The organism is Kocuria gwangalliensis, from assembly GCF_039544365.1.
Lineage (GTDB): Bacteria > Actinomycetota > Actinomycetes > Actinomycetales > Micrococcaceae > Kocuria > Kocuria gwangalliensis.
This window is the reverse complement of sequence record NZ_BAABLN010000035.1, coordinates 14,944-40,086: the sequence shown is the minus strand read 5'-3', so window position 1 is coordinate 40,086 and position 25,143 is coordinate 14,944. Positions and strand designations below refer to the sequence as shown.

The 25,143-nt window shown below is 64.5% G+C and carries 22 protein-coding genes and 3 riboswitches; of the genes, 7 read left to right on the top strand and 15 right to left on the bottom strand.

The window, feature by feature from the left end; all coding sequences use genetic code 11:
* Positions 1 to 93: 93 nt before the first annotated feature.
* Positions 94 to 1,704, top strand: coding sequence for an amino acid permease (locus ABEA06_RS12770; RefSeq protein WP_345311719.1), 1,611 nt, complete (start codon positions 94 to 96; stop codon positions 1,702 to 1,704).
* A 157-nt stretch (positions 1,705 to 1,861) separates the two neighbouring features.
* Positions 1,862 to 3,352 (top strand): alanine/glycine:cation symporter family protein, encoded by a 1,491-nt coding sequence (locus ABEA06_RS12765; RefSeq protein ID WP_345311718.1) that lies wholly within the window; start codon positions 1,862 to 1,864, stop codon positions 3,350 to 3,352.
* 120 nt (positions 3,353 to 3,472) lie between these two features.
* Here ABEA06_RS12765 and ABEA06_RS12760 read toward each other — a convergent pair whose 3' ends face one another.
* Positions 3,473 to 4,774, bottom strand: a complete 1,302-nt coding sequence (locus ABEA06_RS12760; protein WP_345311717.1) for a YkvI family membrane protein — start codon at positions 4,772 to 4,774, stop codon at positions 3,473 to 3,475.
* Between the two features lie 146 nt (positions 4,775 to 4,920).
* On the opposite strand from ABEA06_RS12760, the gene ABEA06_RS12755 reads away from it, so the two are divergent.
* Positions 4,921 to 5,487 carry a hypothetical protein gene (locus ABEA06_RS12755; protein WP_345311716.1) on the top strand — a complete coding sequence of 189 codons (567 nt, stop codon included), beginning with the start codon at positions 4,921 to 4,923 and terminating at the stop codon, positions 5,485 to 5,487.
* 103 nt (positions 5,488 to 5,590) lie between these two features.
* Here the strand turns inward: ABEA06_RS12755 and ABEA06_RS12750 are convergent, their stop codons facing one another.
* Positions 5,591 to 6,082 carry a CoA-binding protein gene (locus ABEA06_RS12750; RefSeq protein WP_345311715.1) on the bottom strand — a complete coding sequence of 164 codons (492 nt, stop codon included), beginning with the start codon at positions 6,080 to 6,082 and terminating at the stop codon, positions 5,591 to 5,593.
* Entirely contained in the window at positions 6,079 to 7,506 is a 1,428-nt protein-coding gene (locus tag ABEA06_RS12745; RefSeq protein WP_345311714.1) for an O-acetylhomoserine aminocarboxypropyltransferase/cysteine synthase family protein, read from the bottom strand. The genes ABEA06_RS12750 and ABEA06_RS12745 overlap by 4 nt, the downstream gene beginning before the upstream one ends.
* A gap of 61 nt (positions 7,507 to 7,567) precedes the next feature.
* Positions 7,568 to 7,665, bottom strand: a riboswitch (SAM riboswitch).
* Positions 7,666 to 7,797: 132 nt separating this feature from the next.
* On the opposite strand from ABEA06_RS12745, the gene ABEA06_RS12740 reads away from it, so the two are divergent.
* Entirely contained in the window at positions 7,798 to 8,034 is a 237-nt protein-coding gene (locus ABEA06_RS12740) for a hypothetical protein (RefSeq protein WP_345311713.1), read from the top strand.
* Here the strand turns inward: ABEA06_RS12740 and ABEA06_RS12735 are convergent, their stop codons facing one another.
* The 4 genes from ABEA06_RS12735 to ABEA06_RS12720 all read right to left on the bottom strand — a co-directional run bounded on the left by ABEA06_RS12735 (position 8,035) and on the right by ABEA06_RS12720 (position 12,667).
* Positions 8,035 to 8,730: a 2Fe-2S iron-sulfur cluster-binding protein gene (locus ABEA06_RS12735; RefSeq protein WP_312396233.1), complete on the bottom strand. Its 696-nt coding sequence runs from the start codon at positions 8,728 to 8,730 to the stop codon at positions 8,035 to 8,037.
* On the bottom strand, positions 8,730 to 9,533 hold the full coding sequence (locus ABEA06_RS12730; RefSeq protein ID WP_345311819.1) for a succinate dehydrogenase cytochrome b subunit: 804 nt from the start codon (positions 9,531 to 9,533) through the stop codon (positions 8,730 to 8,732). The genes ABEA06_RS12735 and ABEA06_RS12730 overlap by 1 nt, the downstream gene beginning before the upstream one ends.
* A gap of 438 nt (positions 9,534 to 9,971) precedes the next feature.
* Positions 9,972 to 12,110 (bottom strand): AMP-binding protein, encoded by a 2,139-nt coding sequence (locus ABEA06_RS12725; RefSeq protein WP_425559535.1) that lies wholly within the window; start codon positions 12,108 to 12,110, stop codon positions 9,972 to 9,974.
* Positions 12,104 to 12,198, bottom strand: a riboswitch (SAM riboswitch). (Overlaps the previous gene by 7 nt.)
* A gap of 49 nt (positions 12,199 to 12,247) precedes the next feature.
* Positions 12,248 to 12,667, bottom strand: a complete 420-nt coding sequence (locus ABEA06_RS12720) for a CoA-binding protein (RefSeq protein ID WP_303383592.1) — start codon at positions 12,665 to 12,667, stop codon at positions 12,248 to 12,250.
* Positions 12,668 to 12,748: 81 nt separating this feature from the next.
* A riboswitch (SAM riboswitch) is annotated at positions 12,749 to 12,863 on the top strand.
* Positions 12,864 to 12,946: 83 nt separating this feature from the next.
* Between ABEA06_RS12720 and ABEA06_RS12715 the strand changes: the two genes are divergently transcribed.
* The gene (locus ABEA06_RS12715) at positions 12,947 to 14,368 is read left to right on the top strand and encodes an LLM class flavin-dependent oxidoreductase (RefSeq protein WP_312396238.1); all 1,422 of its coding nucleotides are present in this window, start codon (positions 12,947 to 12,949) and stop codon (positions 14,366 to 14,368) included.
* A 160-nt stretch (positions 14,369 to 14,528) separates the two neighbouring features.
* Positions 14,529 to 15,593: an alcohol dehydrogenase gene (locus ABEA06_RS12710; protein WP_345311711.1), complete on the top strand. Its 1,065-nt coding sequence runs from the start codon at positions 14,529 to 14,531 to the stop codon at positions 15,591 to 15,593.
* Between the two features lie 93 nt (positions 15,594 to 15,686).
* On the opposite strand, the gene cls is transcribed toward ABEA06_RS12710, so the two are convergent.
* The 5 genes from cls to purS all read right to left on the bottom strand — a co-directional run bounded on the left by cls (position 15,687) and on the right by purS (position 21,203).
* A complete protein-coding gene (cls, locus tag ABEA06_RS12705) occupies positions 15,687 to 17,177 on the bottom strand; it encodes a cardiolipin synthase (RefSeq protein ID WP_312396242.1) in 1,491 nt (496 codons plus the stop codon).
* An 11-nt stretch (positions 17,178 to 17,188) separates the two neighbouring features.
* Entirely contained in the window at positions 17,189 to 17,722 is a 534-nt protein-coding gene (locus tag ABEA06_RS12700; RefSeq protein ID WP_303382569.1) for a GNAT family N-acetyltransferase, read from the bottom strand.
* 17 nt (positions 17,723 to 17,739) lie between these two features.
* Positions 17,740 to 20,037 carry a phosphoribosylformylglycinamidine synthase subunit PurL gene (purL, locus tag ABEA06_RS12695; RefSeq protein WP_345311710.1) on the bottom strand — a complete coding sequence of 766 codons (2,298 nt, stop codon included), beginning with the start codon at positions 20,035 to 20,037 and terminating at the stop codon, positions 17,740 to 17,742.
* Positions 20,038 to 20,151: 114 nt separating this feature from the next.
* The gene (purQ, locus tag ABEA06_RS12690; RefSeq protein ID WP_345311709.1) at positions 20,152 to 20,943 is read right to left on the bottom strand and encodes a phosphoribosylformylglycinamidine synthase subunit PurQ; all 792 of its coding nucleotides are present in this window, start codon (positions 20,941 to 20,943) and stop codon (positions 20,152 to 20,154) included.
* A gap of 2 nt (positions 20,944 to 20,945) precedes the next feature.
* The gene (gene purS, locus ABEA06_RS12685; RefSeq protein WP_016997403.1) at positions 20,946 to 21,203 is read right to left on the bottom strand and encodes a phosphoribosylformylglycinamidine synthase subunit PurS; all 258 of its coding nucleotides are present in this window, start codon (positions 21,201 to 21,203) and stop codon (positions 20,946 to 20,948) included.
* 235 nt (positions 21,204 to 21,438) lie between these two features.
* Between purS and ABEA06_RS12680 the strand changes: the two genes are divergently transcribed.
* Positions 21,439 to 23,259 (top strand): glycoside hydrolase family 15 protein, encoded by a 1,821-nt coding sequence (locus ABEA06_RS12680; RefSeq protein ID WP_345311708.1) that lies wholly within the window; start codon positions 21,439 to 21,441, stop codon positions 23,257 to 23,259.
* Between the two features lie 56 nt (positions 23,260 to 23,315).
* Here ABEA06_RS12680 and ABEA06_RS12675 read toward each other — a convergent pair whose 3' ends face one another.
* From ABEA06_RS12675 to ABEA06_RS12665, 3 genes are read right to left on the bottom strand one after another with little or no spacing between them, the layout of a single operon-like run.
* On the bottom strand, positions 23,316 to 23,687 hold the full coding sequence (locus tag ABEA06_RS12675) for a Rieske 2Fe-2S domain-containing protein (protein ID WP_345311707.1): 372 nt from the start codon (positions 23,685 to 23,687) through the stop codon (positions 23,316 to 23,318).
* The gene (locus ABEA06_RS12670) at positions 23,684 to 24,667 is read right to left on the bottom strand and encodes a 3-methyladenine DNA glycosylase (RefSeq protein WP_345311706.1); all 984 of its coding nucleotides are present in this window, start codon (positions 24,665 to 24,667) and stop codon (positions 23,684 to 23,686) included. The genes ABEA06_RS12675 and ABEA06_RS12670 overlap by 4 nt, the downstream gene beginning before the upstream one ends.
* Entirely contained in the window at positions 24,660 to 25,139 is a 480-nt protein-coding gene (locus tag ABEA06_RS12665; protein WP_303382575.1) for a MarR family winged helix-turn-helix transcriptional regulator, read from the bottom strand. The genes ABEA06_RS12670 and ABEA06_RS12665 overlap by 8 nt, the downstream gene beginning before the upstream one ends.
* Between the last annotated feature and the right edge of the window lie 4 nt (positions 25,140 to 25,143).

The window sequence follows — 25,143 nt, the reverse complement described above, 5'->3', positions numbered from 1 at the left end:
ACGCGGCGGGTGCGCTTCAGACAAGGACACTGGTCATAAGCTCAGCTGTCAGGAACGCAAAGAGGTACGGGCCTCCCGCGAAAGGACACTTGGATGGCAGAGCAGGGCCCGCACATTGGTGCGGCCGAAGAACGCCAGATCCTCAAAGAGCGGTTCAATGATGAAACCGCCGGCTTCCATCAAGGACTGGGTGCGCGCCAGCTGCAAATGATCGCGATCGGCAGCGCCATTGGAACCGGCCTGTTCCTGGGTGCCGGTGGCCGATTGGAACAGGCCGGGCCATCGTTGTTCATTTTGTACGCGATCTGTGGTTTCTTCGGCTATCTGATCCTCCGCTCGCTCGGCGAGCTCGTGGTGCACCGCCCCTCATCCGGTTCGTTCGTCTCGTATTCGCGTGAGTTCTACGGCGAGAAGGCCGCGTACGTGTCCGGGTGGTTGTACTGGTTGAACTGGGCCATGACCGCGGTGGCGGATGCCACGGCTATCGCCATTTACATCAAGTGGTTCGGGCAGTACAGCCAATTCCTGGCGGATTTCCCACAGTGGATCCTGGCATTGATCGTGGTGATCCTTGTGGTCTCACTCAACATGGTGTCGGTCAAGGTGTTCGGTGAGCTGGAGTTCTGGTTCTCACTCATCAAGGTATTGGCCCTCGTGATCTTCCTGATCGTCGGAGTCTTCTTCGTCATCTTCGGTACACCCACCGGTTCCGAGGTGGGTTTCTCCCTGATCCAGGACAACGGCGGTCTGCTGCCGGCCGGTATTCTCCCCGCGTTGATCGTGGTGCAGGGCGTGGTCTTCGCGTACGCCGGCATCGAGTTGGTGGGCACCACCTCCGGAGAGACCCGCAACGCGGAAAAGGTCATCCCGCGGGCCATCAACACCGTGATCCTGCGCATTGCCGTGTTCTACGTGGGCTCGGTGCTGCTGCTGTGTTTGCTGCTTCCCTATACCGCCTACAGTGCTACCGAGAGCCCGTTCGTCACGTTCTTCTCGTCCATCGGGGTGGGTGCGGCCGGACCCATCATGCAGCTCGTGGTGATCACCGCGGCGCTGTCCTCGCTGAACGCCGGCCTGTACTCCACCGGTCGCATCATGCACTCCATGGCACAGGCGGGTTCCGCACCCAAGTTCGCCGGCAAGCTCACGAATTCCGGTGTCCCGTTCGGGGGCATTCTGATGACCGCCGGTGTGGCCGTGCTGGGCGTGGGTCTGAACTTCGTGGTTCCCGAGCAGGCGTTCGAGATCGTGTTGAACCTTGCCGCTCTGGGAACCATGGCGGGCTGGGCCGCCATCACCTTGTCCCACAAGAAGTACGTCTCCATGGCACGACAGGGGTTCTACAACCGGCCCACCTACCGGGCTCCGCTGGCGCCCTTCACCAATTGGCTGACCCTTGCGTTCCTGGCGGGTGTGATGGTGCTCATGGCCGTGGACTACCCCGTGGGTACTTTGACCCTGGGATCCTCCCTGCTGCTCATCCCCATCCTGATGATCGGTTGGATCATGGTTCGGGGCAGGGTTCGCGCGATCGCCGCGGAGCGAGAGGGGTTCACCGGGGCGTTCCCCGTGCTCGCGAAGCGCCCCGTGGTCAGCGTCTTCCGGGTTGGTCGGGAGAACTCGACCGGTGCCGGTTCCACCACCTCAACGGCTTCACTTCACCAGGTTCCGAATCCACACTCCGAGCGGGACAACAACAACTAGACCCATAAGCCAAAAGGCTGAGCCGTACTCACATCCCGGCTGCAGTTTCGGCTACTGTGACCTAGATCAGTGCAACAGCACACGCTAGGTACCCGGTCCCGTCCGATCCAGGCAGGGGTGAGCGGGGCCGTCTTGAGGGAGAGGCCCGGGTAGTCGCATGGATGCATTAACAGAACTTGTCGCAACGGCGGGAGAGTACGTCTGGTATGTCGTGTTCGCCATTCTCATTGGTGTGGGTCTCTATCTGACCATTCGCACCGGGGTGATCCAGCTACGCGGCCTTCCCGAGATGTTCCGAGTCCTCACCGACCCGCCCGGTGACGCCGAGGACGGTAAGAAGGGCATCTCGTCCTTCCGCGCGTTCACCGTCTCCGCGGCCGCCCGCGTGGGAACCGGAAACATTGCCGGCGTCGCCATTGCCATCAGCCTGGGCGGCCCGGGCGCCGTCTTCTGGATGTGGACCATTGCGGCCATCGGCGCGGCCAGCGCATTTACGGAGTCCCTGCTGGGCCAGCTCTACAAGATCAAGGCGCGGGACGGCTATGTGGGCGGTCCGGCCTTTTACATGGAGCGCGGCCTCAAGAAGCGCTGGATGGGCTTGATTTTCGCGGTCACGATCACCATCACCTACGGCTTTGTTTTCAACTCGGTGCAGTCCAACTCGATCGTGGACGCCGTCAGCGGTTCCCTGAACCTGGACATGGCCGACAGCCAGAACATGTGGATCCGCATCGTGATCGGCCTGGCGCTGGTGGTCATCACCGCCGCCGTGATCTTCGGCGGTATTCGGTCGATCTCCAGCGTGACCCAGATCGTGGTGCCCGTGATGGCCATCCTGTATTTGATCCTGGGTCTGATGGTCGTGGCGCTGAACATCACCGAGGTCCCCGCCATGTTCCTCATGATCGTGGAGGGCGCCTTCGGTATTCGTGAGTTCGTGACCGGCAGCCTGATCGGTGTGATCATTCAGGGGATGAAGCGCGGCCTGTTCTCCAACGAGGCGGGTATGGGTTCCGCTCCCAACGCCGGTGCCACCTCGTCCGTGTCCCACCCGGCCAAGCAGGGCTTCGTGCAGTCCCTGGGCGTTTATTTCGACACCATGATCGTGTGCTCGGTGACGGCCTTCATCATCCTGCTCTCCAACCCGACCTTCGGCGACGAACGCCAGGGTGCTTCGCTCACCCAGACCGCCCTGGGCGCGCAACTGGGCGACTGGGCCATTCACTTCTTGACCGTCGCGATCTTCCTCTTAGCGTGGTCCTCCGTGATCGGCAACTACTACTACGGCGAGTCCAACATCCGTTTCATGACCGGTTCTCGCGCGGTCATGACCGGTTACCGCTTCCTGGTGCTGGTTTGCGTGTTCTTGGGTGCCATCGCGGCGCTGGACCTCGTGTGGTCGCTCGCGGATCTGTTCATGGCATTCATGGCCACCATCAACCTGATTGCACTGGTCGGTTTGGCGGGTGTCGCAGCCAAGGTCCTTCGTAACTACACGGACCAGCGCAAGGCCGGAGTGGAGCCCGTGTTCCACTCCGGTGACATTCCGGGCCTGTCCGGTTTGGGTGCGTGGGACGGCACGGACTTCGTGACCACTCGCGAGCACTGGATCGTGCAGGCGGAGGAAAAGGCGGCCAAGCGCGGCTAGCCCCGCAGCGGCGTCGTCGTGGATCGCCCGCGGCCAGGACGACGACGCCGCTCGCTCACCCTGTAAAAGCTCCCCGCCACTGTGTGGCGGGGAGCTTTTCGGTACGAGCCGTCGCGCGGGTCAGCGGGAGTCCCTCGGATCGGAAACCGGAGCCTGGGTCGCGTGGGTGCCACTGTGCTTGCCGGTTTTCTTGCTGAGGCTGCGGATGACCTCGGCGTCGATGGCTCCGGTGATGGCCTCGCCATCCGCCATCGATTTCTCGGCGGCGTCCTGAAGTCGCTTTTCGTGACCTTCGGGGAAGTCCTTGTCGTCGGATTCCTTCATGGTCAAAAGTGCGCGCATGCGGTCGCGGCGGCTTTCCTCGCTCGCGATATCCGGTCGGCTGCGGAACCACCAGACCAGCATGACGACCACCATGACCGTGCCCACGTAACCGATCGCGGGGTACACGTAGCTCATGAGCGTGCCGAAGCCGATGAGGCTCACCAGATATCCGGCCACGCAGATTCCCAGGAACACCGGGACGTAGCGCTTGCGATGGTTCACGGTGATGCGGCGGCCGAGCGCGTAGAACATGCTGATGCAGGTGTTGTAAATCATCACGAACGTCACGAACACCATGCCGAGCGCGGCCATGGGGTGCATGGTCTCGAACAACATGAGCATGGGGATGTCCGAGCCTTCGACCGACTCGTAGTTGACCAGCAGAGCCACGGCGTTCATGACCAGAAGGATCGTGTAGACCACGCCGCCTAGGACACCGCCCCAACCGGCCACGCGGGGGTCGGGGGTGTTACCGCCGATCACCAGGCTCATGGAGACGCCCAACATCAGGGCCATGCACGTGTAGTTGATGGCGGACAGCCACCATGGCGACACCGGGGAGTCCGCCTGGACTGCGAGATCACTCATGGCGCCCAGGTCCACGGGCAGCTGCAGCATGGTGTAGATGAAGGCCACGATCACGGCCACGAAGATCAGCGGGGTAACCGCGGAAATGATGTTGGTGACCTTGTTGACGTTCAACAGACCCGTCAACATCACAATGCCCATCATGATGGCCGAACCGATCCAGGAGGGCAGGCCGAATTGCTGCTCCAGCGTGGAACCGGCACCGGCGAGCATCACAAAACCCATGGCGAACAGTGTGAGGGTCACGCTGATGTCCAAGAACTTGGAGACCACCGGGTGGGAGACCGAGTGGAAGACGGCGCGGTGCTCCTCGGCCAGGAAGTAACTGCCGATCTGGATGATCACCGCTCCGGCGGCAATCATGAGAATCCCAGAGACCACGGCCCCGGCAATTCCCCACGTGCCGAAGGAAATGAAGTACTGCACAACTTCTTGACCGGTCGCGAAACCCGCCCCGACCAGGAGTCCGACAAAAGCCAGAGTGACTTGTAATGTTTTTCTGGCATTCACGCGAAATAGCTCCTCAAAGGTAGGGGACACATGGTGTGAACCACAGAACCTCCCCAGGATAGAAGGACCGCTCGTCGGAAGCGATCCGCTATGCCGGTCCAGAGTGAGATACTCGGTGCGAAACTTTTTGACGAAGGGAGAGCCACATGGCACAGCAGTGGGAAGCCGACCTGAAGGACTGGGCGGCCGGTTGGGATGCGGTGCGCGGCGCGGAGGTAGCCCCGCAGAACGTGGTCGCGTGGGACGGCACGGTCCCCTCCGAGGACGGACTGGTGTTGGTCTGCGCGGAGGATCAGGCCGTGATGGCCCGCGGTGCCGTGAATACCCAGGGGAAGGATGTTCTTTCCCAGGACGTCTTGCTGACCGGTGCGGTGCAGGAGCTGGACCGTGGGCTGGGTTTCCCCGGTGAAGCCGGAATGTTCGACGCGCCCATGGGTGATGTCACGCGGTTCGAGGTGGACGAATGGGGCAAACCGGTTGCGCACTCCACCCTGTCCGTGCAGGACGAGGTCGCGTACATGGGACCGCTGTTCGCGGATGCGTCCACCGAGCGCGATCCCGCCGAGGTGCTGGACCCGCTGGTCTCGGCCATAGCCAACGAGGCTTTCCTGGCCGACACCGAACGCCTGTACACCGTGGTCCCCGAGGACGAGGTCCCGGCCCGCGAGTCCCAGGGCTGGAAACGCGCGGCCGTGGTGCTGCGGCTGGGCTGAGAGCGGTCCCCAGCCCTAAAACCATTTGATCCCGCCTTACTGCACAGTAACCATGGCTACTCTGCAGTAAAACGGGATCAAAGGGTCGCTCAGCCGGTACCTGTCAGGCAACCACCTGACGTTTGGAGGAAATCACCCCGGTGTTGAAACCGGCCAGGTGCAGGCCGCCGTGGAAACGCGCGTGTTCGATCTTCACGCAGCGGTCCATCACGGCGTTGAGTCCGGCGTTCTCGGCAATCGCCGCGGCTTCCTCACTCCACGAGCCCAGCTGCATCCACACGGTCTTGGCGCCGAGGTCCACCGCCTCCTGTGCCACACCGGGCAGGTCCGCATCTTTACGGAACGCGTCCACCATGTCCGGAACCTCGGGCAGATCCGCCAATGACGGGTAGACCTTCTGGCCCAGCACCTCGTCCAGCACCGGGTTCACGAAGTACACGCGATACGGGGACGACGACATCAGGTACGTGGCCACGAAATAGCTCGCCCGCGCGGGCTTGTTGGACATGCCCACGATCGCGATCGACTCGGTGTTGCGCAGGATGTTCAACCGCTCGGGGGCGCTGGGGCCCACCCAGGTGCGTTCGGTGCTCATACCTGTTCTCCTTCGGTGCCGGGCAGCGCGCAGGCCGCCGCGCTGTTGTCCTGCTCAAGTGTGTTCTTCGCTGCCTCGTCCCGGACAGCGGCGGGTGCGGTGACGACGTCGCCCTCGCGGCTGATCCCGGTCGCGGCGGTCAACGCCTGGTCCAGATCCCACAGGATGTCCGCGGGGTCCTCGAGACCCACGGAAATCCGGATTAGGTCTTCCTTCACGCCGCCGGATTCCAGCTGCTCGGAACTGAGCTGCTGGTGGGTGGTGGAGGCCGGGTGCAGCACCAGGGTGCGGGCGTCACCGATGTTGGCCAGGTGCGAGGCCAGCTGCAGGTTCTCGATGAAGCGGCCTCCCACGTCGCGTCCGCTGAGCTGCTCGGTCGATGCGACACCGAAGGCGAACACGGAACCGATGCCCTGGGGCAGGTACTTCTGGGCGCGCTCGTGGTGCGGGTGGTCTTCAAGGCCCGCGTGGTTCACGTACGCGATGCGGGGATCGGTGGCCAACCACTGCACGACTTCTTGCGCGTTCGCCACGTGTGCGTCCATGCGCTGGGGGAGGGTTTCCACGCCCTGCAGGAGGTTCCACGCGGCCTGCGGAGTCAGGGACGGGCCGATGTCACGCAGCTGCTCGGAGCGCAGCTTGGTCAGGAACCCGTACTCGCCAAAGTTTCCCCACCACGTCACGTTGTTGTACGAGGGGACCGGTTCGGTCATGGCGGGGAACCTGCCGTTGCCCCAGTTGAAACGGCCGGACTCGACCACCACACCGCCCAGGGTGTTGCCGTGGCCGCCCAGGAACTTGGTGATCGAGTGGATCACGATGTCCGCGCCGTGCTCGAACGGTCGGCACAGGTACGGGGTGTTGAGCGTGGCATCCACGATCAGTGGCAAGCCCGCCTCGTGGGCGACCTCCGCCAGTCCTTCCAGATCGGCGATCTCACCGGACGGGTTGGCCACGAGCTCGGTGTAGACGGCCTTGGTGTTCTCGGTGATCGCCGCCTTGTAATCGGCCGGATCGGTGCCGGGAACAAAAGTGGTTTCCACCCCGAAGCGCCGCAGGGTCACGTCCAACTGCGTGACCGTGCCGCCGTAGAGCTGGGAGGAGGCGACCACGTGATCGCCCTGTCCGCACAGCGCGGCAAAGGTGATGAATTCCGCGGCCATCCCGGAGGACGTCGCCACCGCACCAATACCACCCTCGAGGGACGCAATGCGCTCCTCCAACGCCGCCACGGTGGGGTTGCCGATGCGCGAGTAAATGTTGCCGTACTTCTGCAGCGCGAAGAGGTTGGCGGCGTCGTCGGCGTCCTTGAAGACGAACGAACTGGTCTGGTAGATCGGGACGGAACGGGCGCCGTGTTCGGCGTCCGGGGTGCCGCCCGCGTGCAGCGCACGGGTGCGGAAACCGAACTGGTGCTCGGCCATAGGGGTCCTCCTTGTCGGCCGCGTACAGCTCCCGTCCGAACACTGCCCGGGCCCGCGCAGCACTCCATCGGTCCTGGCGGTAGCACCGTGCAGTAGGCCGATCACTGCGGGTTGCTGCGGCGTCGTCGATCCAGGTCTCTCGGCCGCTCGGGATGGTGAGTCCATTGTGTCGCGTGGGCGGCGGCGTTCACAAACCGGGGCCGCCGCCGACGACGCCGCACGGCGCGTTGCTGCTGGGCAACCAGGTACGAGTGGAGGAGGGTATAGGTAACCAGCCCGTGAGGGGGCGCTATGGAGTCCGTGATCAAGGTCGGTTTGATCGTGACTGCCGTAGGGGTGGTCGCGCTCGTGGCCACGGAATGGTTGAGCCGTGCGACCTTCGTCGAAGGGACGGGCCCGAATATCGGCGCGGCATTCATCATGCTGTTTGCGCTGTCCACACTCGTGGTGGGCGTCGTGCTCACGGTCGTCGGAGTGCTCACTGACCGCCGACGACGCCGCACGGCACCTCCCGCGCGGCAGCGCTGATTAGGAGTACTTCTCCGGGTTCATCCGGCGCAGGTTCTCCCGCGCCACGGCGGTGAGGTTCTCGAGCGGGAGGCCTGCGGGGCAGACCTCCGTGCAGTCGCCCAGCAGGGAGCAGGGGCCGAACTCGTGCTCGGCGGCGTCGAGGACCTTGCTCGAGCGTTCGTTGCGTTCCTCCGGCGTCTTGGCCAGCGGCGGAAGTTCCTTGAGCAGCGTGCCCACGTACAACTGGCCGGAACCGTTGGGGCACGCGGCCACGCACGCGCCGCAGCTGATGCAGCCGGCGTTGCCCAGGGCCTTGAGCGCGACCGGGAACTTGGCCTCTTTGGCCACCCGCCGCAGGGCCTTCTTGTCCACGGACAAATCCTTCTTGACCGGGAACGAGCCCGCGCGCATGGGTTCGATGAAGATCTCGTCCCCATCGCGGTAGGCCCGCAGCGACTGGGTGCACGAGGCCTGGTTCTTGTCCGGGCCGTGGGGCACGCCGTCCACGGTCACTCCGCATTTGCCGCAGATGCCTTCGCGGCAGCCGTCGTCGAAGCTGACGGGGTCATCTCCTTGGCGGATGAGGGTTTCATTGACGGCGTCGAGCAGGTCCAGAATGCTCATGTCCTCGCGCGCCTCGACCGGGCTCACGGCCACGAACTCGCCGTCATCCTCTGCGGTGGCCTGCCGCCACACATGAATGGTCAACAGCATCAGCGCACCACCTTCGCTTGCACGGCCACGGGGATCGTGACATTACCCAGGGCGACGACGGCGCCCACGACCTTGGCTGCCACTTCCACGGTTTGCGCGCGCTGCGCGGTGGTCGTGAAACCCGCATCCATGGCGGCCGTGCGCATGCCGTGGATCATGTGGCCCGCCAACGCTGCCATGGACGCGGCGTAGAAGAAGGCAACGCCCGGTCGGGACAAACTGGCCACCAGGTTGCCGTAGGCATCCCCGTGGCGATGCTTCGACGACGCCGCCGGGCGGGCTCCCACCGTCAGATCCGCCACGTGGTAGACGGTGAACAGGCCGAGCACCACGCCCGTGGACCGCATGGAGCGGGCAATGATCTGGGGGACCGAGCGACGTCGGCCGCGAGGGCGCCTACGCTGCTTGCCCGTGAGCTGGCGCTTGAGGTCCCGAATCGTGCCCTGGACCGTGTGACGCTCGGCGCGCATGGCACGCAGTGTGAGCTCGGTGCCGGCCATGATGTGACTCGTGGCGCTCGCGAGCAGTCCCACGCGGACCACCCACAACACGCCATTGCGCGGCAGTACGGGCGCACCGACCGTGCGAATGAACTCCGCGTACTCGTTGTAGTACTTCCGGCCCCGGTAAACCTGCATGTTCCCGGCCATGTGCCCCGCGGTGAACAGGCTCAGGACGGTTCCGGACGCGGCCATCGCGAGTTTGAGCTCGGAATTGGTGGCGTCCTTGAACATCACTTCCCACGCGCTGGGCTTGGGAGCGGGGTCGGCAGTGTCCGTCGGGGGTTGAGCGGCGGGATTCATCACTGGATCATCCTAGGAGGTCTGCTCGGAAGTATCAGTTTCAGTGCCCCGGGAAGTAACGAACGTCCCACGCCGTAACGCATGGCGCGGATTTCTGGTTCCTGCAGCGCACCGCAGGACGGGACTCGCGTTCGGGCCCGGGATTCTCACGGGGACGAACCCATCACGACTTCACCGGCGACGTGACTCGTGAAGGGTCGCTCCGAGAAGCTGCCATCATCCTCGTGCTGTTGAGTCTGCTGACGATCGGATGCGCAGTGCTGACGCGTTATCCGCGGATCTTCAACTTTCCCGTAACACTGACCCGAGAAACTTGAGGTGGCACCGGAACCAACGAATACATCTCAGGAGCCGGGAGAACCCTCATCCGAACTGGCAATGGCTCTAGCGGCCCCTGAGATGCCGAACAAGGTTCTGATGACCCCTCATATGCGGCGGTCAACCGCGCGCGGCCAGGACCTCCGCGATCGCGTCCAGTGCTTCCTCGTTCTGCAACGAGGAGCGGTCGCCCAGGCTCTGACCCTCGTACAGCTGGGTCAACAGGCGACGGGTGATCTTCCCCGAACGGGTCTTCGGGAGGTCCGGGACGGCGATGACCTCGCGGGGTTTCGCGATGGGGCCGATCTCCTGCGCCACATGAGCGCGCAGCTCTTCCCGGACCTCATCCGCGGACAGTGACTGCGCCTGTGCCGTGAGCACCACGTAGGCCAGCACGGCGTGCCCCGTCACCGCGTCGCGAATGGGGGTCGCGCCAGCCTCCACCACGTGCGGGTGGGTCACCAGGGCGGACTCGATCTCAATGGTCGACAGTCTGTGCCCGGACACGTTGATCACATCGTCCACGCGGCCCAGGATGTACAGGTCACCCTCGTCATCGGTGCGAGCGCCGTCCCCGGCCAGGAACCAGCCGCGCTCACCGTAGGCCGCCCAGTACGAGGACAGGTAGCGCTGCGGATCGCCCCACACCGTGCGGGCCATGGACGGACCGGTCTTGTCGATCACGGCATAGCCCTGCAGGTTGGGGCCCACTTCCTCACCGGACTCGTCGAGCACACGCACCGAGATTCCCGGGACGGCGCGCGTAGCACTTCCGGGCTTCAGGGAGGTGTGCGCAGCGGCGTCGTCGAACGTGCCGGGAGGGGCGAATTGCGGATCATGCGGGCGCGGGGAGGCCACGCACGAGCCGGTTTCGGACTGCCACCACGTGTCCACGAACGGGACCTCGTCGCGGCCCACCTGCGCTCGCAGCCAGCGCCACGCCTCGGGGTTGATGGACTCGCCCACCGATCCGAGCAGACGAATGGACGAGAGGTTGTAGACCTGCGGCAGACCCTTGGGAAAGGCACCCATGAGCGAGCGGATCAGCGTGGGCGCGGTGTAGTAATTGGTCACCCCGTAGCGTTCGATGACCTCGAAGTGACGACCGTAATCCGGAGTGTTGGGCGTGCCCTCGTAAATCACCTCGGACACGCCGTTGACCAGCGGGCCGTAGATCTCGTAGGTGTGCGCGGTGACCCACGCGAGGTCCGCGGTGCACCAGTGAACGGTTGAATCGACTTTGGCGGGATCGTTGACGGCGGAGAGTTCGTCCGGGCGCAGCACACCGTGGGCATCGGGCACGTCCGGGAGCAGATCGAACATCAGGGCGTGCGTGTACGCGGTCTGCACCAGGTACCCGCCCGTCGTGTGGACCAGGCCCTTGGGCTTCCCCGTGGTGCCGGAGGTGTAAATGATGAACAGGGGCGTCTCGGCGTCGAAGGCCTCGGGCACATGCACGTCCGGAACATCCGCGGTCAGCTCGTGCCACCACACGTCGCGCCCGCGCGTCCACGGCACGGTGTCCTCTTCCTTGGAGCGCAGCCCGCGGGTGCCGCGCGGCAGATCCATGCGACCGGGCCGGGAGGTGCGGCGCACCACGATCACGTGCTCGATATCGTTCGTGCCGCTGCAGGCCTGGTCCGCGTTGGTCTTCACGGGGACCACGACGCCGCGCCGGTTCTGCCCGTCCGTGGTCACCAACACCTTGGCGCCGGTGTCCTCCACACGGAACCTGAGGGCCTCGGCGGAGAAGCCTCCGAACACGAGCGAGTGAATTGCGCCGATCCGAGCGCACGCGAGCGTGATGATGACGGTCTCGGGAATCACCGGGAGGTAGATGACCACGCGGTCACCCTTTTCCACACCGAGTTTCAGCAGGGCGTTGGCGGCCTTGGAGACCTCGCGCTGCAGGTCCGCGTAGGTGTAGACCAGGCGGTCACCGGGTTCACCCTCGAAGTACAGGGCCACGTGATGGCCGCGGCCTGCCTCAACATGGCGATCCACGCAGTTGTAGGAGACGTTGAGTTTGCCGCCCTCGAACCAGGCAATCTCGGGGACGGAGAGGATGTCGTTGCCGTCCTCGTCCGCGCCGATCTTCTGCGGCTTGGCGAAGCGGTGGGTCGTGTGCCACGGTTCGGCCCAGTCCAGCCGGGTCGCCTGCTCGGCCCAGAACTCCTCGCGGGCATCATCCGAGATCAGCGCGGGATTGGGCGTGGGGGAATGAGGGTCTGAGTAGGAAGTAATCTCGATCAACTCCATCGTCTCCTGGCATTAGCACCTTGTATCGCACGGGTACCGGTTGCTGCGACGTCAACGAGCCAGGTCTCTCGGCCGCTCCGGATGGGAACCGTTCCATTCAACGTCCCGGGAGGCCGCCGCCGCAAATCGAGTCGGGACTACAGAACCCGCGGGGCCTCGATCAGCGGGCAGGTGTTCATGACCACCTTCACCCCGGCGGCCTTGGCCCGCGCCGCGGCGGTCTGATCGGACACGCCCAGCTGCAACCACACCGCACCGGCGCCGATCTCGATGGCCTGATCCACCACGTCTCCCACGCGCCGGGAGTTCACGAAACAGTCGACCACGTCCACGTGGCCCGGAATCTCCTTGAGTGAGCGATAACCGGTCTCGCCGTGCACGGATTCCCCGGCAAGGTTCACGGGGATGATTTCCTGCCCGAACTCCTCACGGATCCGCCGGGACACCGCATAGGCCGGCCGGGTGCGGTTACTGGACAACCCCACAACGGCCCACCGCCCCGGGGTGGTGAGTAGCTCGCGAATCAGGTCCGGATCGTTGACGTGGCGATCACTCATACAACCATCGTCTCACCGCGCATCCGCTCGATCCTTATGTTTCACGGGTCGGTGCGGAAACGGTACAGTGGAGCCCAGAACGATCATGAGTTCCGACGCACAGCCCTGGCTTGTCGGACGGCAACCCTCTCCCGTAGCGGGGTGCCCCAGGTGAGGATCGGGCCGCATGACACACCGCATGCGGCAAGTACGGCGCCACACAAACGCGCTGGACCCGCAGAGTAGGCCGCCGTAGGTGGCGCACGGGGCGCGGGTCGCGTTCAACCCGAAGGGGCACCCATGACCAAGAAGCGGATCTCCGTCAACGCCTTTGACATGACCTGCGTGGACCACCAGAGCTTCGGCCTGTGGCGTCACCCGCGGTCCAAGGCCACCGAGTACAACACCATTGAGTACTGGACCAACCTGGCCAAGACGCTGGAGAAGGGCAAGTTCGACGCGCTCTTCCTGGCCGATGTGGTGGGCATCTACGACATCTACAAGAACTCCGCCGCGCCCTCCGTGACGGACGGCGCGCAGGTTCCCGTGAACGACCCGTTCATGCAGATCTCCGCGATGGCGGCCGTGACCGAGCACCTGGGCTTCGGCGTGACGAGTGCGGTGACCTACGAGCAGCCCTACACACTGGCCCGCAAGTACGCGACCCTGGACCACCTGACCAAGGGTCGCGTGGGCTTCAACGTGGTGACCTCCTACCTGCCCTCCGCGGCGGAGAATCAGGGTCTGCCGCGCCAGATCGAGCACGATACCCGCTACGAGATCGCCGAAGAGTTCCTCGACGTCTGCTACAAACTCTGGGAAGGTTCCTGGGAGGACGGCGCCGTGGTCGAGGACCGCGAGGCCGGTATCTATGCCGATCCCCAAAAGGTGCACCCGATCCAGCACCAGGGCAAGTACTTCACCGTCCCGGGTGCCGCGCTCACCGAGCCGTCCGCGCAGCGCACCCCGCTGATCTTCCAGGCCGGTGCGTCATCGCGCGGTCAGGCGTTCGCGGGTCGTCACGCGGAGGCCGTGTTCGTGGGCGGTCTGCGTCCGGACCTCACTCGGTTCGTCACGGACAAGATCCGGGAGCAGGCCGAGGCCCAGGGCCGCCACCGCGACGACATCAAGATCTACGCGATGCTCTCGGTGGTCGTGGCCGAGACCGAGGAGGAGGCCCAGGAGAAGTACCGGGAGTACCTCTCCTACGTGGACCTGGAGGCATCTCAGGCGATCATCGGCGGCTGGTCCGGCGTGGACCTCAGCCAGTTCGACGAGGACGAGGCCCTCAACTACGTCAAGACCGACTCCATCCAGTCCTTCCTGACCCCGTTCACGTTGCAGTCCAAGGACAAGAAGTGGACCCGCGAGGAGATCGCCAAGCACTGCGCCCTGGGTGGCATGGGTGACGTGATCGTCGGTTCGCCGGAATCCGTGGCCGATCAGCTCGAGGAATGGGTTGACGAGGGTGGCCTGGACGGCATCAACCTGGCCTACCACGTGAGCCCCGGCTCCTTCGAGGACTTCGTGGAGTACGTGGTTCCCGAGTTGCAGAAGCGCGGTCGCTACCGCACCGAGTACGAGGGCTCCACCCTGCGCGAGTCCCTCTACGGCGCCGGCCAGCCCCGGGTCATGGACAGCCACCCCGCGGCCCAGTACCGCGGCGCGTTCGCGGACAAGCCCTCCGTGGCGGACACCGCCGCTCGCGAGCTGGTGGGCTAACAACCCGTTTGACCGCGCCGCCCGGTCGCCTTTCCCGCAAAGGCGACCGGGCGGCGTCGTGTCTTCCGGGCTGCGCAAAGCCCACCCGAGCCATCGCCGCCTACAGTGGGGGCTAAGTCCGCGGGACGCGGGCCGGACCCGTCGCTACGAAGGAGTGGCCATGAAGGTTTTTGCGCACAAAGAACCGGGAGCACCCGCCGAGGAACTGGAGGTGGAGCGTCCCGAGCTGGACGGCTCCGCGGTGATCGTTCGGGTGACCCATTCGGGAGTCTGCCACTCGGACGTCCATTGCCAGGACGGGTACTTCGACCTGGGGGACGCCGGCCGGTACGAACTCACCGCGGCGGGCGCGCGGTACCCGGTGGTGTTGGGGCACGAGATCGTGGGGGAAGTGGTGGCCGCGGGACCGGACGCCACGCTCACGCCCGGGGACACCAAGTTCATCGTGTTCCCGTGGATCGGCTGCGGTGACTGCCATGCATGCTCTGAGGACCGCGAGAATTACTGCAGCCGCCGCAAGCGCAACCTGTCCGTGCAGTTACGGGGCGGGTACGCGGAAGAGGTCTACCTTCCGGATGAGCGCTACCTGGTGCCCCTCGGTGACATTGATCCTTCCTTCGGGGCCACGCTCGCGTGTTCGGGACTGACGTCCTACTCCGCCGCGAAGAAGATCATGCCGGTCCCCGCGGACGAGCCCGTGGCGGTCATCGGTGCCGGCGGCGTGGGTCTCATGACCATCGCGGTGCTCAGGGCCCTGGGGCATCAGAACATCGTGGCCGTGGACATGAGTGAGGCCGCACTGGCCAATGCCACCAAGATCGGGGCCTCGGCCACCGTGACTGTGGGCGGGCAAAACCTGGTGACGGAGATCGTCACGGCGGGTGGTGGCAAGATCGCCGCGGCCATCGACCTGGTCAACAACGGGGACACGTCCAACGCTGCCCTGTTCGCCATGGCCAACGGGGGGACCCTGGTCAGCGTGGGCCTGTTCGGTGGGCAGTACAAATTCCCCACGGCCCTGGCCGCGTTCAACCTCCTCAACATCCGCGGTAACTTTGTGGGCAGCCTTCCCGAGCTCAAAGAACTCGTCCAGCTCGCCCAGGACGCGAACCTCCCCGTTCCGCCCATCAAGGAGGCCCCGCTGAACGCCCAGGAGGTCAACGCCGCTCTGGACGGGTTGCGTCAGCGCACCCTGAACGGTCGCGCGGTCCTGGTGGCACCCTGATCCGACCGTGCGTTGCGGTCCTGCCCCGCGCACTGACGACGCCGCTGCCGTGACCTTTTCGAGCGCAAGGTCGCGGCAGCGGCGTCGTCGGCGTTAAAGCAAAGCCGAGGTGAGGCGACAGACATTCTCCACGTACTTGTGTCGCAGGGGGCGGTTGTTCCAGGCGTCGAGGTCCAGCAGGGTCGAGGACGCTTTGAATTGGCCCACGACCTCCTCCATGCGGTCGTGGAAGTCCTGGCCCACAATCATCACGGACACCTCAAGGTCCAGGGCAAAGGATCGCTCGTCCATGTTGGAGGAGCCGATCACGCTGATCAGGTCGTCCACGAGCACGAACTTGGCGTGCAGCACCGTGGGCGAGCTGTAACGGTAGATCTTCACGCCGGCTTCCGCGAGTTCGGAGTAGTAGGAATTCTGGGCGTTCCGTGCCAGGAACTGGTCCGAGGACTCACCCACGAAAATCTCCACGTCCACCCCGGACTGCGCCTCGGTGGTGAGCGCGTGCAGCAGGGACTCGTCCGGCACGAAGTACGGACTGGAGATCACCACGCGCCGGTTGGCGTTGTAAATGAGGTGGTTGAACAGCCGCAGGTTGTTCTCGGTCGTGAACCCGGGACCGGAGGGGACCACCTGGGCGTACACGGGGGCCTCCACGTTCGGTAGGACCTCGGTGGCCTCGTCCAGGAGCAGATCGTCGGTCTCCGAGTACCAGTCGGAGACGAACACCGCGTTGAGCTCGGCAACCACGGGCCCGGAGCAGCGGATCATCAGATCCTTCCATTCCAGGCCGCGGCGGATGTTCTTCTTCTTGTTGTAGGAGCGGTGAATGATGTTCTGCGAACCGGTGTAGGCAATGGACCCGTCCACCACCAGGATCTTGCGGTGATTACGCAGGTCCGGGCGCTGCCACTCACCGCGCCACGGGCGGATCGGTAGCATGCGCCGCCAGGGGATGCCGGAGGCATTGAAACGGCGTACGAGTTCCGCGTACCCGGGGTAACCCAGCGAACCCACGTGGTCGATCAGGATGCGCACCCGGACACCACGGTCATGCGCCCGCACCAGGGAATCCAGCAGCACCCGGGACACCCGATCCGTGGCCACGATGTAGAACTCGAAGTGCACGTAATCGGTGGCCCGATCCACATCACGGGCCATGCGCTCCATGGACTCGTGGTTGTCCGTGACAATGTCGAAGCCATTACCGCCCACCATGGGCAACGCGCCCAGCTGATAGTTCAGCTTGGCGGTTGTGGTGACCCATTCGGGTAGGTCGTCGAATTCCTTGCCCAGGGAGAAATCCTCGGGGGTGTTCTCCCGGATGATGTCGTTCATCTTGGCCTGCTTCTCCATCCGCTTTCGCGGCAGGCGAGAAGAACCAATGACCAGGAACAACAACAACCCCGCGTAGGGCAGGAGAAAAATGGCCAGCAACCACGCCAGAGCGACCGACGGTCTGCGCTGATGGGGAATCCAGCCAAGCGCACCGATTCGGAGCAACAGGTCGATGACGACCAGGATCACCAGGATCCACTCAGGGACGGTGTCCGGGGAGAACAGGTCGTACGGGGCCCAGGGGAACATAGCCGACTAACTCAGTTGCTGGAACGCATCTCCGGGCGGGGATGCACATATGTGGCTTCAAACCCGTCACTCGGACATTCGCTGAAGCCGTTCTTGAGCAGCAGCTTCCGTGCGGGCTCATTGCCCCACGGAACCGACGCGTTCACGGCCTTGACCTGGGGATTCTGGAAGGCCAACTCCACCAGATAGGGGAGCACCTCGTCCGCGTACCCCTCATTCTGGCGGCCCGGTATCACGGAGCCCACGACCTCGAGTTCGTGGTCAATGGGCGGGCCCACGAAACCCGCCATGCCGATGACCTGGCCCGAGGCGGCATCCACCACGGCGAACATCGAGTACATGGTCTCGGTGAAGAAATAGCTGCCGGCGTCCAATGCCGTATGAGCCCAGTCCTGATCCTCGGGAGTCGGGAACCCCTGAGCGAACTGCGCCAAATCCGCTCGATCCGCAATCGCCTCGAGCTCGTCCTGGGTGAATGGACGCAACACGAGACGCTCGGTACGAATCGATCGTCCCGGGCTGAGCTCTTCGGAAACGTCAGTCATGGTGCCTATCCTTGTGATCAACCGAAATACCTGGGCAGGGTGGAGCTGTGGGCTTCTCGCAAGGCCCCCAGGTCCACGGAGAACTCGCCCTGAACATCCAGGGCCCCGGACTCCGCGTCCACCACGCCGATACGTGCGAACGGGTAGTTGCGCACGGTGCACATGTCCTTGAAGCGCACCTCTTCCGAGCGGGGGACCGCCACCACGGTCCGGCCCTGGGACTCGGAGAACAGCAGCGTGAAGGTGTCCACGCCATCACGGTCGGCCACTTCTCCCAGGCCGATCCGCGCACCCACGCCAAAGCGCAGGGCCATTTCCGACAGGGTCGCGGCCAAGCCACCCTCGGAAACATCGTGTGCCGCGTCGATCATGCCGTCCCGTGACATGTTGACGAGCATATCCCCCAGGGTGCGCTCCCGCTTCAGATCCACCTTGGGGGGCCGACCACCCAGGTGACCGCGTACGCGGGCCCATTCGGAGCCGTCCAATTCGTCCGCGGTCTCACCGAGCAGGTAAATGGCCTGACCGTCCTCGCGCCACCCGGAGGGCGTGCGGCGAGCGACGTCGTCGAGCACGCCCATCAGGGCGACCACCGGGGTCGGGTTGATGGCGACGCCGCCGGTCTGGTTGTACAGCGAAACGTTGCCGCCCGTGACGGGCACGCCCAGTTCCTGGCAACCGTCGGACAGACCGCGCACGGCCTCGGCGAATTGCCACATGATGTCCGGGTCCTCGGGGGAGCCGAAGTTCAGGCAGTCAGACACGGCCGCAGGACGGGCACCGGCGGTCGTGACGTTTCGGTAGGCCTGGGCGAGCGCGAGCTGCGCGCCCGCGTAGGGGTCCAGGCGGGTGTAGCGACCGTTGCAATCGGTGGACAGGGCCACGCCCAGACCGGTTTCCTGGTCCACGCGGATCACGCCGGCGTCATCCGGCATGGCCATGGCGGTGTTGCCCTGCACGTAGTGGTCGTACTGGCTGGTGACCCAGTCCTTGGAGCACAGGTTGGGCGAGGCCATCAGTTCGAGCACTGCCTGACGCAGCTGCGCACCGGAGGGGCGGGAGGCGTCTTCGGGCGAGCCGGTGAAATGGTTGGATTGCAGCTGATCCTGGGACTCGGGGCGAGCGAAGGGTCGTTCGTAGACCGGGCCGTCATGGGCCACGGTGCGCGGATCCACGTCCACGATCACTTCGCCCTGGTAGTCGATGATCAAACGACCGGTGTCCGTGACCTCACCGATCCACGAGTACTCCACGTCCCACTTGGTCATGACCGCCTCGAACGCCTGGACCTTTTCCGGGGTCACCACGGCCATCATGCGTTCCTGGGACTCGGACATCAGGATCTCGCCGGGGGTCAGGGTGGGATCGCGCAGCAGCACCTTGGTCAGGTCCACACGCATTCCGCCGTCACCGTTGGAGGCGAGCTCGGAGGTCGCGCAGGAAATACCCGCGGCACCGAGATCCTGAATGCCCTCCACCAGGGAGCCCTTGAACAGCTCCAGGCAGCACTCGATGAGCACCTTTTCCGCGAACGGGTCTCCCACCTGGACGGCGGGTCGCTTGGACGGCTTGGAATCGTCAAAGGATTCGGAGGCCAGCACGGAGGCGCCACCAATGCCGTCGCCGCCCGTGCGGGCACCGAACAGCACCACCTTGTTGCCGGTACCGGAAGCGTTGGCCAGGCGGATGTCCTCGTGGCGCATGACGCCCACGGCCAGGGCATTGACCAGGGGGTTGCCCTGGTAGCAGGGATCGAACTCCACTTCACCGCCGATGTTGGGCAGACCCAGCGAGTTGCCGTAGCCACCCACACCGGCCACCACACCGTGCACCACGCGCTGGGTGTCCGGGTGGTCGATGGCGCCAAAACGCAGCGGGTCCATCACGGCCACCGGGCGGGCGCCCATGGAGATGATGTCACGGACAATGCCACCCACCCCGGTCGCGGCACCCTGGTAGGGCTCCACGAAGGACGGGTGGTTGTGGGACTCGATCTTGAAGGTCACGGCCCAGCCGTCACCGATGTCCGTGACACCGGCGTTCTCCCCGATGCCCACCATGAGGTCCTTGCGCATCTCGTCGGTGACCTTGTCACCGAACTGGCGCAGATGCACCTTGGTGGACTTGTAGGAGCAGTGCTCGGACCACATGACCGAGTACATGGCCAGTTCCGCGGCGGTGGGGCGGCGGCCCAGGATCTCCTTGACCCGATCGAACTCGGATTCGGTCAAGCCCAGCTCCGCCCAGGGCAGCTCGGTGTCCGGGGTGGAGGCGGCGTGCTCAACGGTGTCCAGGTTGAAGTGCGTTTCGCTCATGTCGTTTACGAGAATCCCTTGCCGTGGTGGTGGGCGCGTACGGTGCGTTTGCGGCGCTCACGCAAGAATGTCTGATGAAGGTGCGGGCCCGAGTACTCATGGGCCGGCGGGGCGTTAGCGGGTCAGTCGCTCCAGGACGGACACGAAGATGTCCAGGCCGTCAGTGCCGTGGCGCATGTCCACCGCACCGGTACCGGAGAAATCCGCGCCGAAACCGGGTTCCACCGCGTGCTCCGGGTGGGGCATGAGTCCCACCACGTTGCCGCGGGCATTGGCGATTCCCGCAATGTAGTTGCGCGAGCCATTGGGGTTGCCGTCCACGTAGCGGAAGACCACGCGATTCTCGGCTTCCAACTCGTCCAGGGTGCGCTGATCGGCCACGTACTGGCCGTCCTGGTTCTTGAGCGGCACCACAATGGTCTGACCCCGCTCGTAACGAGCGGTCCAGGCGGTGTCCGCGTTCTCGATGCGCAGCGCCTGATCACGGCAGAGGAACTTCAACTGCTCGTTCTTGATCATGGAACCGGGCAACAGGTGCGATTCGGTGAGCATCTGGAATCCGTTGCAAATGCCCAGAACGGGTAGGGCGGCGTCGGAAGTCGCGGCGTCCAGGATCTTGTCCATGAGCGGGGCGAAACGCGCGATCGCGCCGGCGCGCAGGTAGTCACCGTAGGAGAAGCCACCCGGGAGGATCACGGCGTCCACGTTCTGCAGATCCTCGTCCGCGTACCAGAGCGCAACGGCGGTGCCACCGGCGAGCTGCACGGCGCGCATGGCATCGCGGTCGTCCAGGGTGCCGGGGAAGGTGACCACGCCCACGCGCACGTCCTGCAATGCGGCATCGGGGCCGGGGCGGGAGAGATCCGCGATCAAAGGGGTTTGTTCGGCGGTCAAATTCTGGGCCACGATCAGTTCTCCTGGTCCAGCACCGAAACGTTCACGACGTCCTCGATGACCGGGTTGGAGAGCAGCTTCTCGGCGGCCTCACGAGCCTGGGCGAGCACCTCGTCCGTTGCCTCACCGTCCACGGTGAGTTCGAAACGGCGGCCCTGACGGACCTCGCTGAAACCATCCAGCCCGATACGGGGCAGTTCATTGGCGATCGCCTTGCCCTGCGGGTCAAGGATTTCCGGCTTGGGCATAACATCAACCACGATACGGGCCATTACAACTCCTGAGATTCGAGCTAATCCTCGCCCATCCTATCGGTCAAAAAGTTCGTCCGCGGCAGTGTGTGAAGCGACGGGTCCCCTGATGGTGGCCCTCCGGTGCGCGGCCGGCTGGTCTCCGTTTCCGTTCCGCGCGGATGGGGGGGTCGCGGGAGTGGCTCAGGGGCCAGGGCTCTCCTACGATGGGCAGCACACTTAGTTGTTGAGCACATGCAATGTGAGGAGCGGGCGGATGAATGCAACGCGGCCCCAAGCAGTACCACTCAGTGCGCTACCGCCCCGGCGCAACGGGTACGTGGATCTGCGCTCCTACGCAGCGATCGGCGATGGTCGCACGGTTGCCCTGATCTCCCATGACGGGTCCGTGGACTGGTATCCGATTCCTGATCTGGATTCGGCGCCCGCATTCGCGCGCTTGCTCGATGCCGAGCACGGTGGATGTATTGAACTGTGTCCGGACGAGCGGTTCGAGGTCGAACGCAAGTATCTGCCGGGCACCAATATTCTGCAGACCACGTACACCACTGCCTCGGGGAGGGTGCAGGTGACCGACTCGTTGAACCTCGGTTCGACCGGGCGACTGCCCTGGAACGAACTCGCGCGGGCGGTGGAGGGCCTGGAAGGAACTGTTGCCATGCGATGGCGTGTGGCCCCCGGGACCATGTTCAACACGGTCTCCCCCTGGGTTGATGTCACGGCCCACAAGCCCGTGCTGCGCGCCAGCGAGGTCTCGGTGGGGGTGTGCGGTGAACACGTGGGTGAGAGCAAGGTCGAAGAACAGCAGATCTCGGGATCCTTCCGCACCACACCTGGTTCGCAGCACCTGCTGGCGGTGGTTGCCACGCACAGCGAACCCCTCCGGCTACCGACTCCGCGTGAGATCCGCAAGAACCTCGAGATGACCCGAGAAACATGGCTGCGGTGGGGAGATCTGCTCGAATCCGACGGACCCTACGGTGAAGAAGTCCAACGCAGTGCGCTGGTGCTCAAGTTGTTGAGCCACAGCCCATCGGGGTCAGTGGCAGCTGCCGCAACCACGTCCCTGCCCGAGAACATGGCGGGCACCAAGAATTACGATTATCGCTTTGCGTGGATTCGTGACGCCACCTACGCCCTGCAAGCTCTGTTGAAGCTGGGGGAGCAGGAGGACGTGCACGCCCAAGTGTCCTGGCTGCTTCGCCTGGTCCGGGCCCAGGTGCCTAACTTGCACGTGCTCAACCGGTTGGACGGGGAGGTCCCCGAGACGCGCATGACGGAATACGACGTTCCGGGCTGGCGTGGAACCGGTCCGGTCGTGGCGGGCAACGCGGCGGCCGACCAATTACAACTGGGTGTCTACGGGGACGTGTTCGATGTGGCGCACCGCTACGTGGCGGGCGGTAACGTGCTGGACACGGCCACCGCGCGTATGTTGGCCGACCTCGCGGACGCGATCTGCGACGTGTGGCGGCGCCCCGATTCGGGAATGTGGGAACTGCCCGAACACCGCCACTACACAAGCTCCAAAATGGGGTGCTGGCACGGGTTGGATTGTGCCGTGCGTTTGGCGGAGGACGGCTACATCCCCGGCTGCGTGGATCGTTGGCGGGCAGAACGAGAACGCATCAGGGCGTGGATCGACACCGAATGCTGGAGTGAGCAACGGGGCGCATACGTCTGGTACCCGGGAACCCAAGAGCTCGATGCGTCAGTATTGTTGCACGCAATGACCGGCTTCGACCGGGGCCCGAGGATGAAAACAACCATTGCCGCCCTCCGGCAAGAACTCGGCCGCGGGCCGTTGATGTACCGCTACAGCGGGGTGGACGCAGAGGAAGGCGCCTTCGTTGCGTGTTCGTTCTGGACGGTTGCCGCGCTGACCACCGTCGGCCAGCGCGAGCAGGCCGTGGAACTCATGGACCGCATGGTGGCGTTGGCCAACGATCTTGGCCTGTTCACGGAAATGATCGATCCCGAAGACTACTCGTTCCTGGGCAACTTTCCGCAGGCACTGAGTCATCTGGCGGTGCTCAACGCGGCACTTGCCCTGCGGGACCATGACACCGAGTCCTGAGCCTTGGGCCGGTCCGTAGTTCCTGGCCGGGGCGGCGCCGGAAGATGATTCTCGATTCAGCGGAAACGGGCCATGACCCAACCGTCCGTCACGGTGACGTCGGCCCGGGCCAAGTTCTTGCTCGGATCGTCGGTTGCGGCCCGTCCTGAGGCCACGCTCAGTCGCGAGCCCAAAAACCGGCCATCCGGGGCGAACAGCCAGTAGTGATTGGGGCACTCAAAGCGTTCCGCGCGCCCCGCGGGTTCGCGGCAGACGGTGGCCCGTTGGTGAGGACACGTGTTGGACAGGACATGAAGAGCGCCTGCGGCGTCGCGGGTCACCAGAACGGGCCCTATGCTGCAGCGGGTCGTGACGAAATCAAAGGATTGCGGAAGCTCCGACACCTCAACAATGTGTTCCCAGTGCCCGGATGATGCCGAATCGATCACGGCGAGACTCCCTCGACGGCCTCGGGATGGTCCGTAGGGTGGGGAGGGGGCTGACTCTCGGCGGATTCGGCGGAGCTGGCTTCCGGGAGGAGTCGTTCGGTGACTGCGAGTAACCGATGGCGCAGGCCGTCGGACCGGGTGGCAAAGTCTCGCTGGCGGCGGACGTACTCAGCCTTCCCCGCGGGAGTCTCGACGCGCACCGGTTCGTAGCCCCAGCCGCTCAGTTCGTACGGCGAGGCTTCCATGTCCGTGCGGCGCACATCCCACGCCAGCTCAAAGCAATCGGCCAGCAGATCCGAATCCACGGCGGGCAGCAGCTTGTACGCCCACTTGTAGAGGTCCATGTTCGCGTGCAGGCAGCCCGGTTGTTCCATGCCTCGCTGGGATTCGCGTGAGGGCTTCAGTTCATTGCGCTCCACGGCCTGCGGCTGGAAGAAACGGAACGCATCGAAATGTGAGCAGCGGATCCGGTGCGATTCCACCACCTGGTTGGTGCCTTCAGCGCCCAACCTCAGCCCCACATAGTCGTGACGTACGCCGTTCTCCTGCGCCTTGTACGCCATGGCCCACTCGTGCAGGCCGAAGCAATCGAACGTGCCGGTTTTGGCCACGGTGTTGGACAGGAGTTCTCGGGTGAAACGGATGGCGGTCTCGCGTTTCGCGACGAATGTCTCGCGATCCAGTACGACGCCGCTCACACCCTCGGGCGCGCCCGTTACCCGAAGCTCGGCCGGGGTGGCGGGGCGGTAGAACTTCCAATCCGCCCTCTCCGGGGCGTCCAACAAGATGGTTCCGAATCCGGGGTGCCATCGTGTGAACTGGGCGGGGGACAGCGTGTAGTACGTGAACAGGAAATCTTCCACGGGGTGCTGGCGACCCTCATGCCTGCGGTTCAGGAACGGGGTGGTGAATCCGGAGATGCGCTGTTCGTGTGCCCGGGACGCTGCCAGCCATTGCCCACGGGGCAGGGCTTTAAGCATGCGATGCTTCTTCTGCCTGCGTGATCATGCGGTGCATGGCGGTGTTGAGCTCCTTGACCTGTTCCGCAGTGACGCCCAGGCGTTCCATCATGATGACAGGCACTTCAGAGGCTTTCTCTTTGAGCTCGCGACCCTCGTCCGTGAGAGTGACGGCCAAAGCACGCTCGTTCTCGGGGTCGCGGTCGCGGCAGATCAGGCCGCGGGACTCCAAACGCTTCAACAGCGGAGACAGTGTCGCCGAATCCTGCATGAGTTCGGAGCTCAAGTCCTTCACGGTGCGGGGGCTGGAACCCCACAGCGAGAGCATCACCAGATACTGCGGGTGAGTCAGTCCCAGCGGTTCCAGAATGGGGCGGTAGCTCTGGACCACCATTCTTGACGCCACGGACAAGGAGAAACACAGTTGGTTCGTCAGGGCCAGTGGATCGTTCGGAGCGTTCTCGGAAAGGATTTCACCAGCTTGGCTGTTCATGTGT

Coding starts and splice junctions, on each gene's coding strand:
- ABEA06_RS12735 (WP_312396233.1), bottom strand. CDS start 8,730: ATGCTGTTGACCATTCATGTGTGGCGGCAGGCCACCGCAGAGGATGAC.
- ABEA06_RS12725 (WP_425559535.1), bottom strand. CDS start 12,110: ATGGAGTTGATCGAGATTACTTCCTACTCAGACCCTCATTCCCCCACG.
- ABEA06_RS12755 (WP_345311716.1), top strand. CDS start 4,921: ATGGCACAGCAGTGGGAAGCCGACCTGAAGGACTGGGCGGCCGGTTGG.
- ABEA06_RS12745 (WP_345311714.1), bottom strand. CDS start 7,506: ATGGCCGAGCACCAGTTCGGTTTCCGCACCCGTGCGCTGCACGCGGGC.
- cls (WP_312396242.1), bottom strand. CDS start 17,177: ATGTTCCCCTGGGCCCCGTACGACCTGTTCTCCCCGGACACCGTCCCT.
- ABEA06_RS12765 (WP_345311718.1), top strand. CDS start 1,862: ATGGATGCATTAACAGAACTTGTCGCAACGGCGGGAGAGTACGTCTGG.
- purS (WP_016997403.1), bottom strand. CDS start 21,203: ATGGCCCGTATCGTGGTTGATGTTATGCCCAAGCCGGAAATCCTTGAC.
- ABEA06_RS12710 (WP_345311711.1), top strand. CDS start 14,529: ATGAAGGTTTTTGCGCACAAAGAACCGGGAGCACCCGCCGAGGAACTG.
- ABEA06_RS12680 (WP_345311708.1), top strand. CDS start 21,439: ATGAATGCAACGCGGCCCCAAGCAGTACCACTCAGTGCGCTACCGCCC.
- ABEA06_RS12740 (WP_345311713.1), top strand. CDS start 7,798: ATGGAGTCCGTGATCAAGGTCGGTTTGATCGTGACTGCCGTAGGGGTG.
- ABEA06_RS12730 (WP_345311819.1), bottom strand. CDS start 9,533: ATGAATCCCGCCGCTCAACCCCCGACGGACACTGCCGACCCCGCTCCC.
- ABEA06_RS12770 (WP_345311719.1), top strand. CDS start 94: ATGGCAGAGCAGGGCCCGCACATTGGTGCGGCCGAAGAACGCCAGATC.
- ABEA06_RS12670 (WP_345311706.1), bottom strand. CDS start 24,667: ATGCTTAAAGCCCTGCCCCGTGGGCAATGGCTGGCAGCGTCCCGGGCA.
- ABEA06_RS12750 (WP_345311715.1), bottom strand. CDS start 6,082: ATGAGCACCGAACGCACCTGGGTGGGCCCCAGCGCCCCCGAGCGGTTG.
- ABEA06_RS12700 (WP_303382569.1), bottom strand. CDS start 17,722: ATGACTGACGTTTCCGAAGAGCTCAGCCCGGGACGATCGATTCGTACC.
- ABEA06_RS12665 (WP_303382575.1), bottom strand. CDS start 25,139: ATGAACAGCCAAGCTGGTGAAATCCTTTCCGAGAACGCTCCGAACGAT.
- purL (WP_345311710.1), bottom strand. CDS start 20,037: ATGAGCGAAACGCACTTCAACCTGGACACCGTTGAGCACGCCGCCTCC.
- ABEA06_RS12720 (WP_303383592.1), bottom strand. CDS start 12,667: ATGAGTGATCGCCACGTCAACGATCCGGACCTGATTCGCGAGCTACTC.
- ABEA06_RS12715 (WP_312396238.1), top strand. CDS start 12,947: ATGACCAAGAAGCGGATCTCCGTCAACGCCTTTGACATGACCTGCGTG.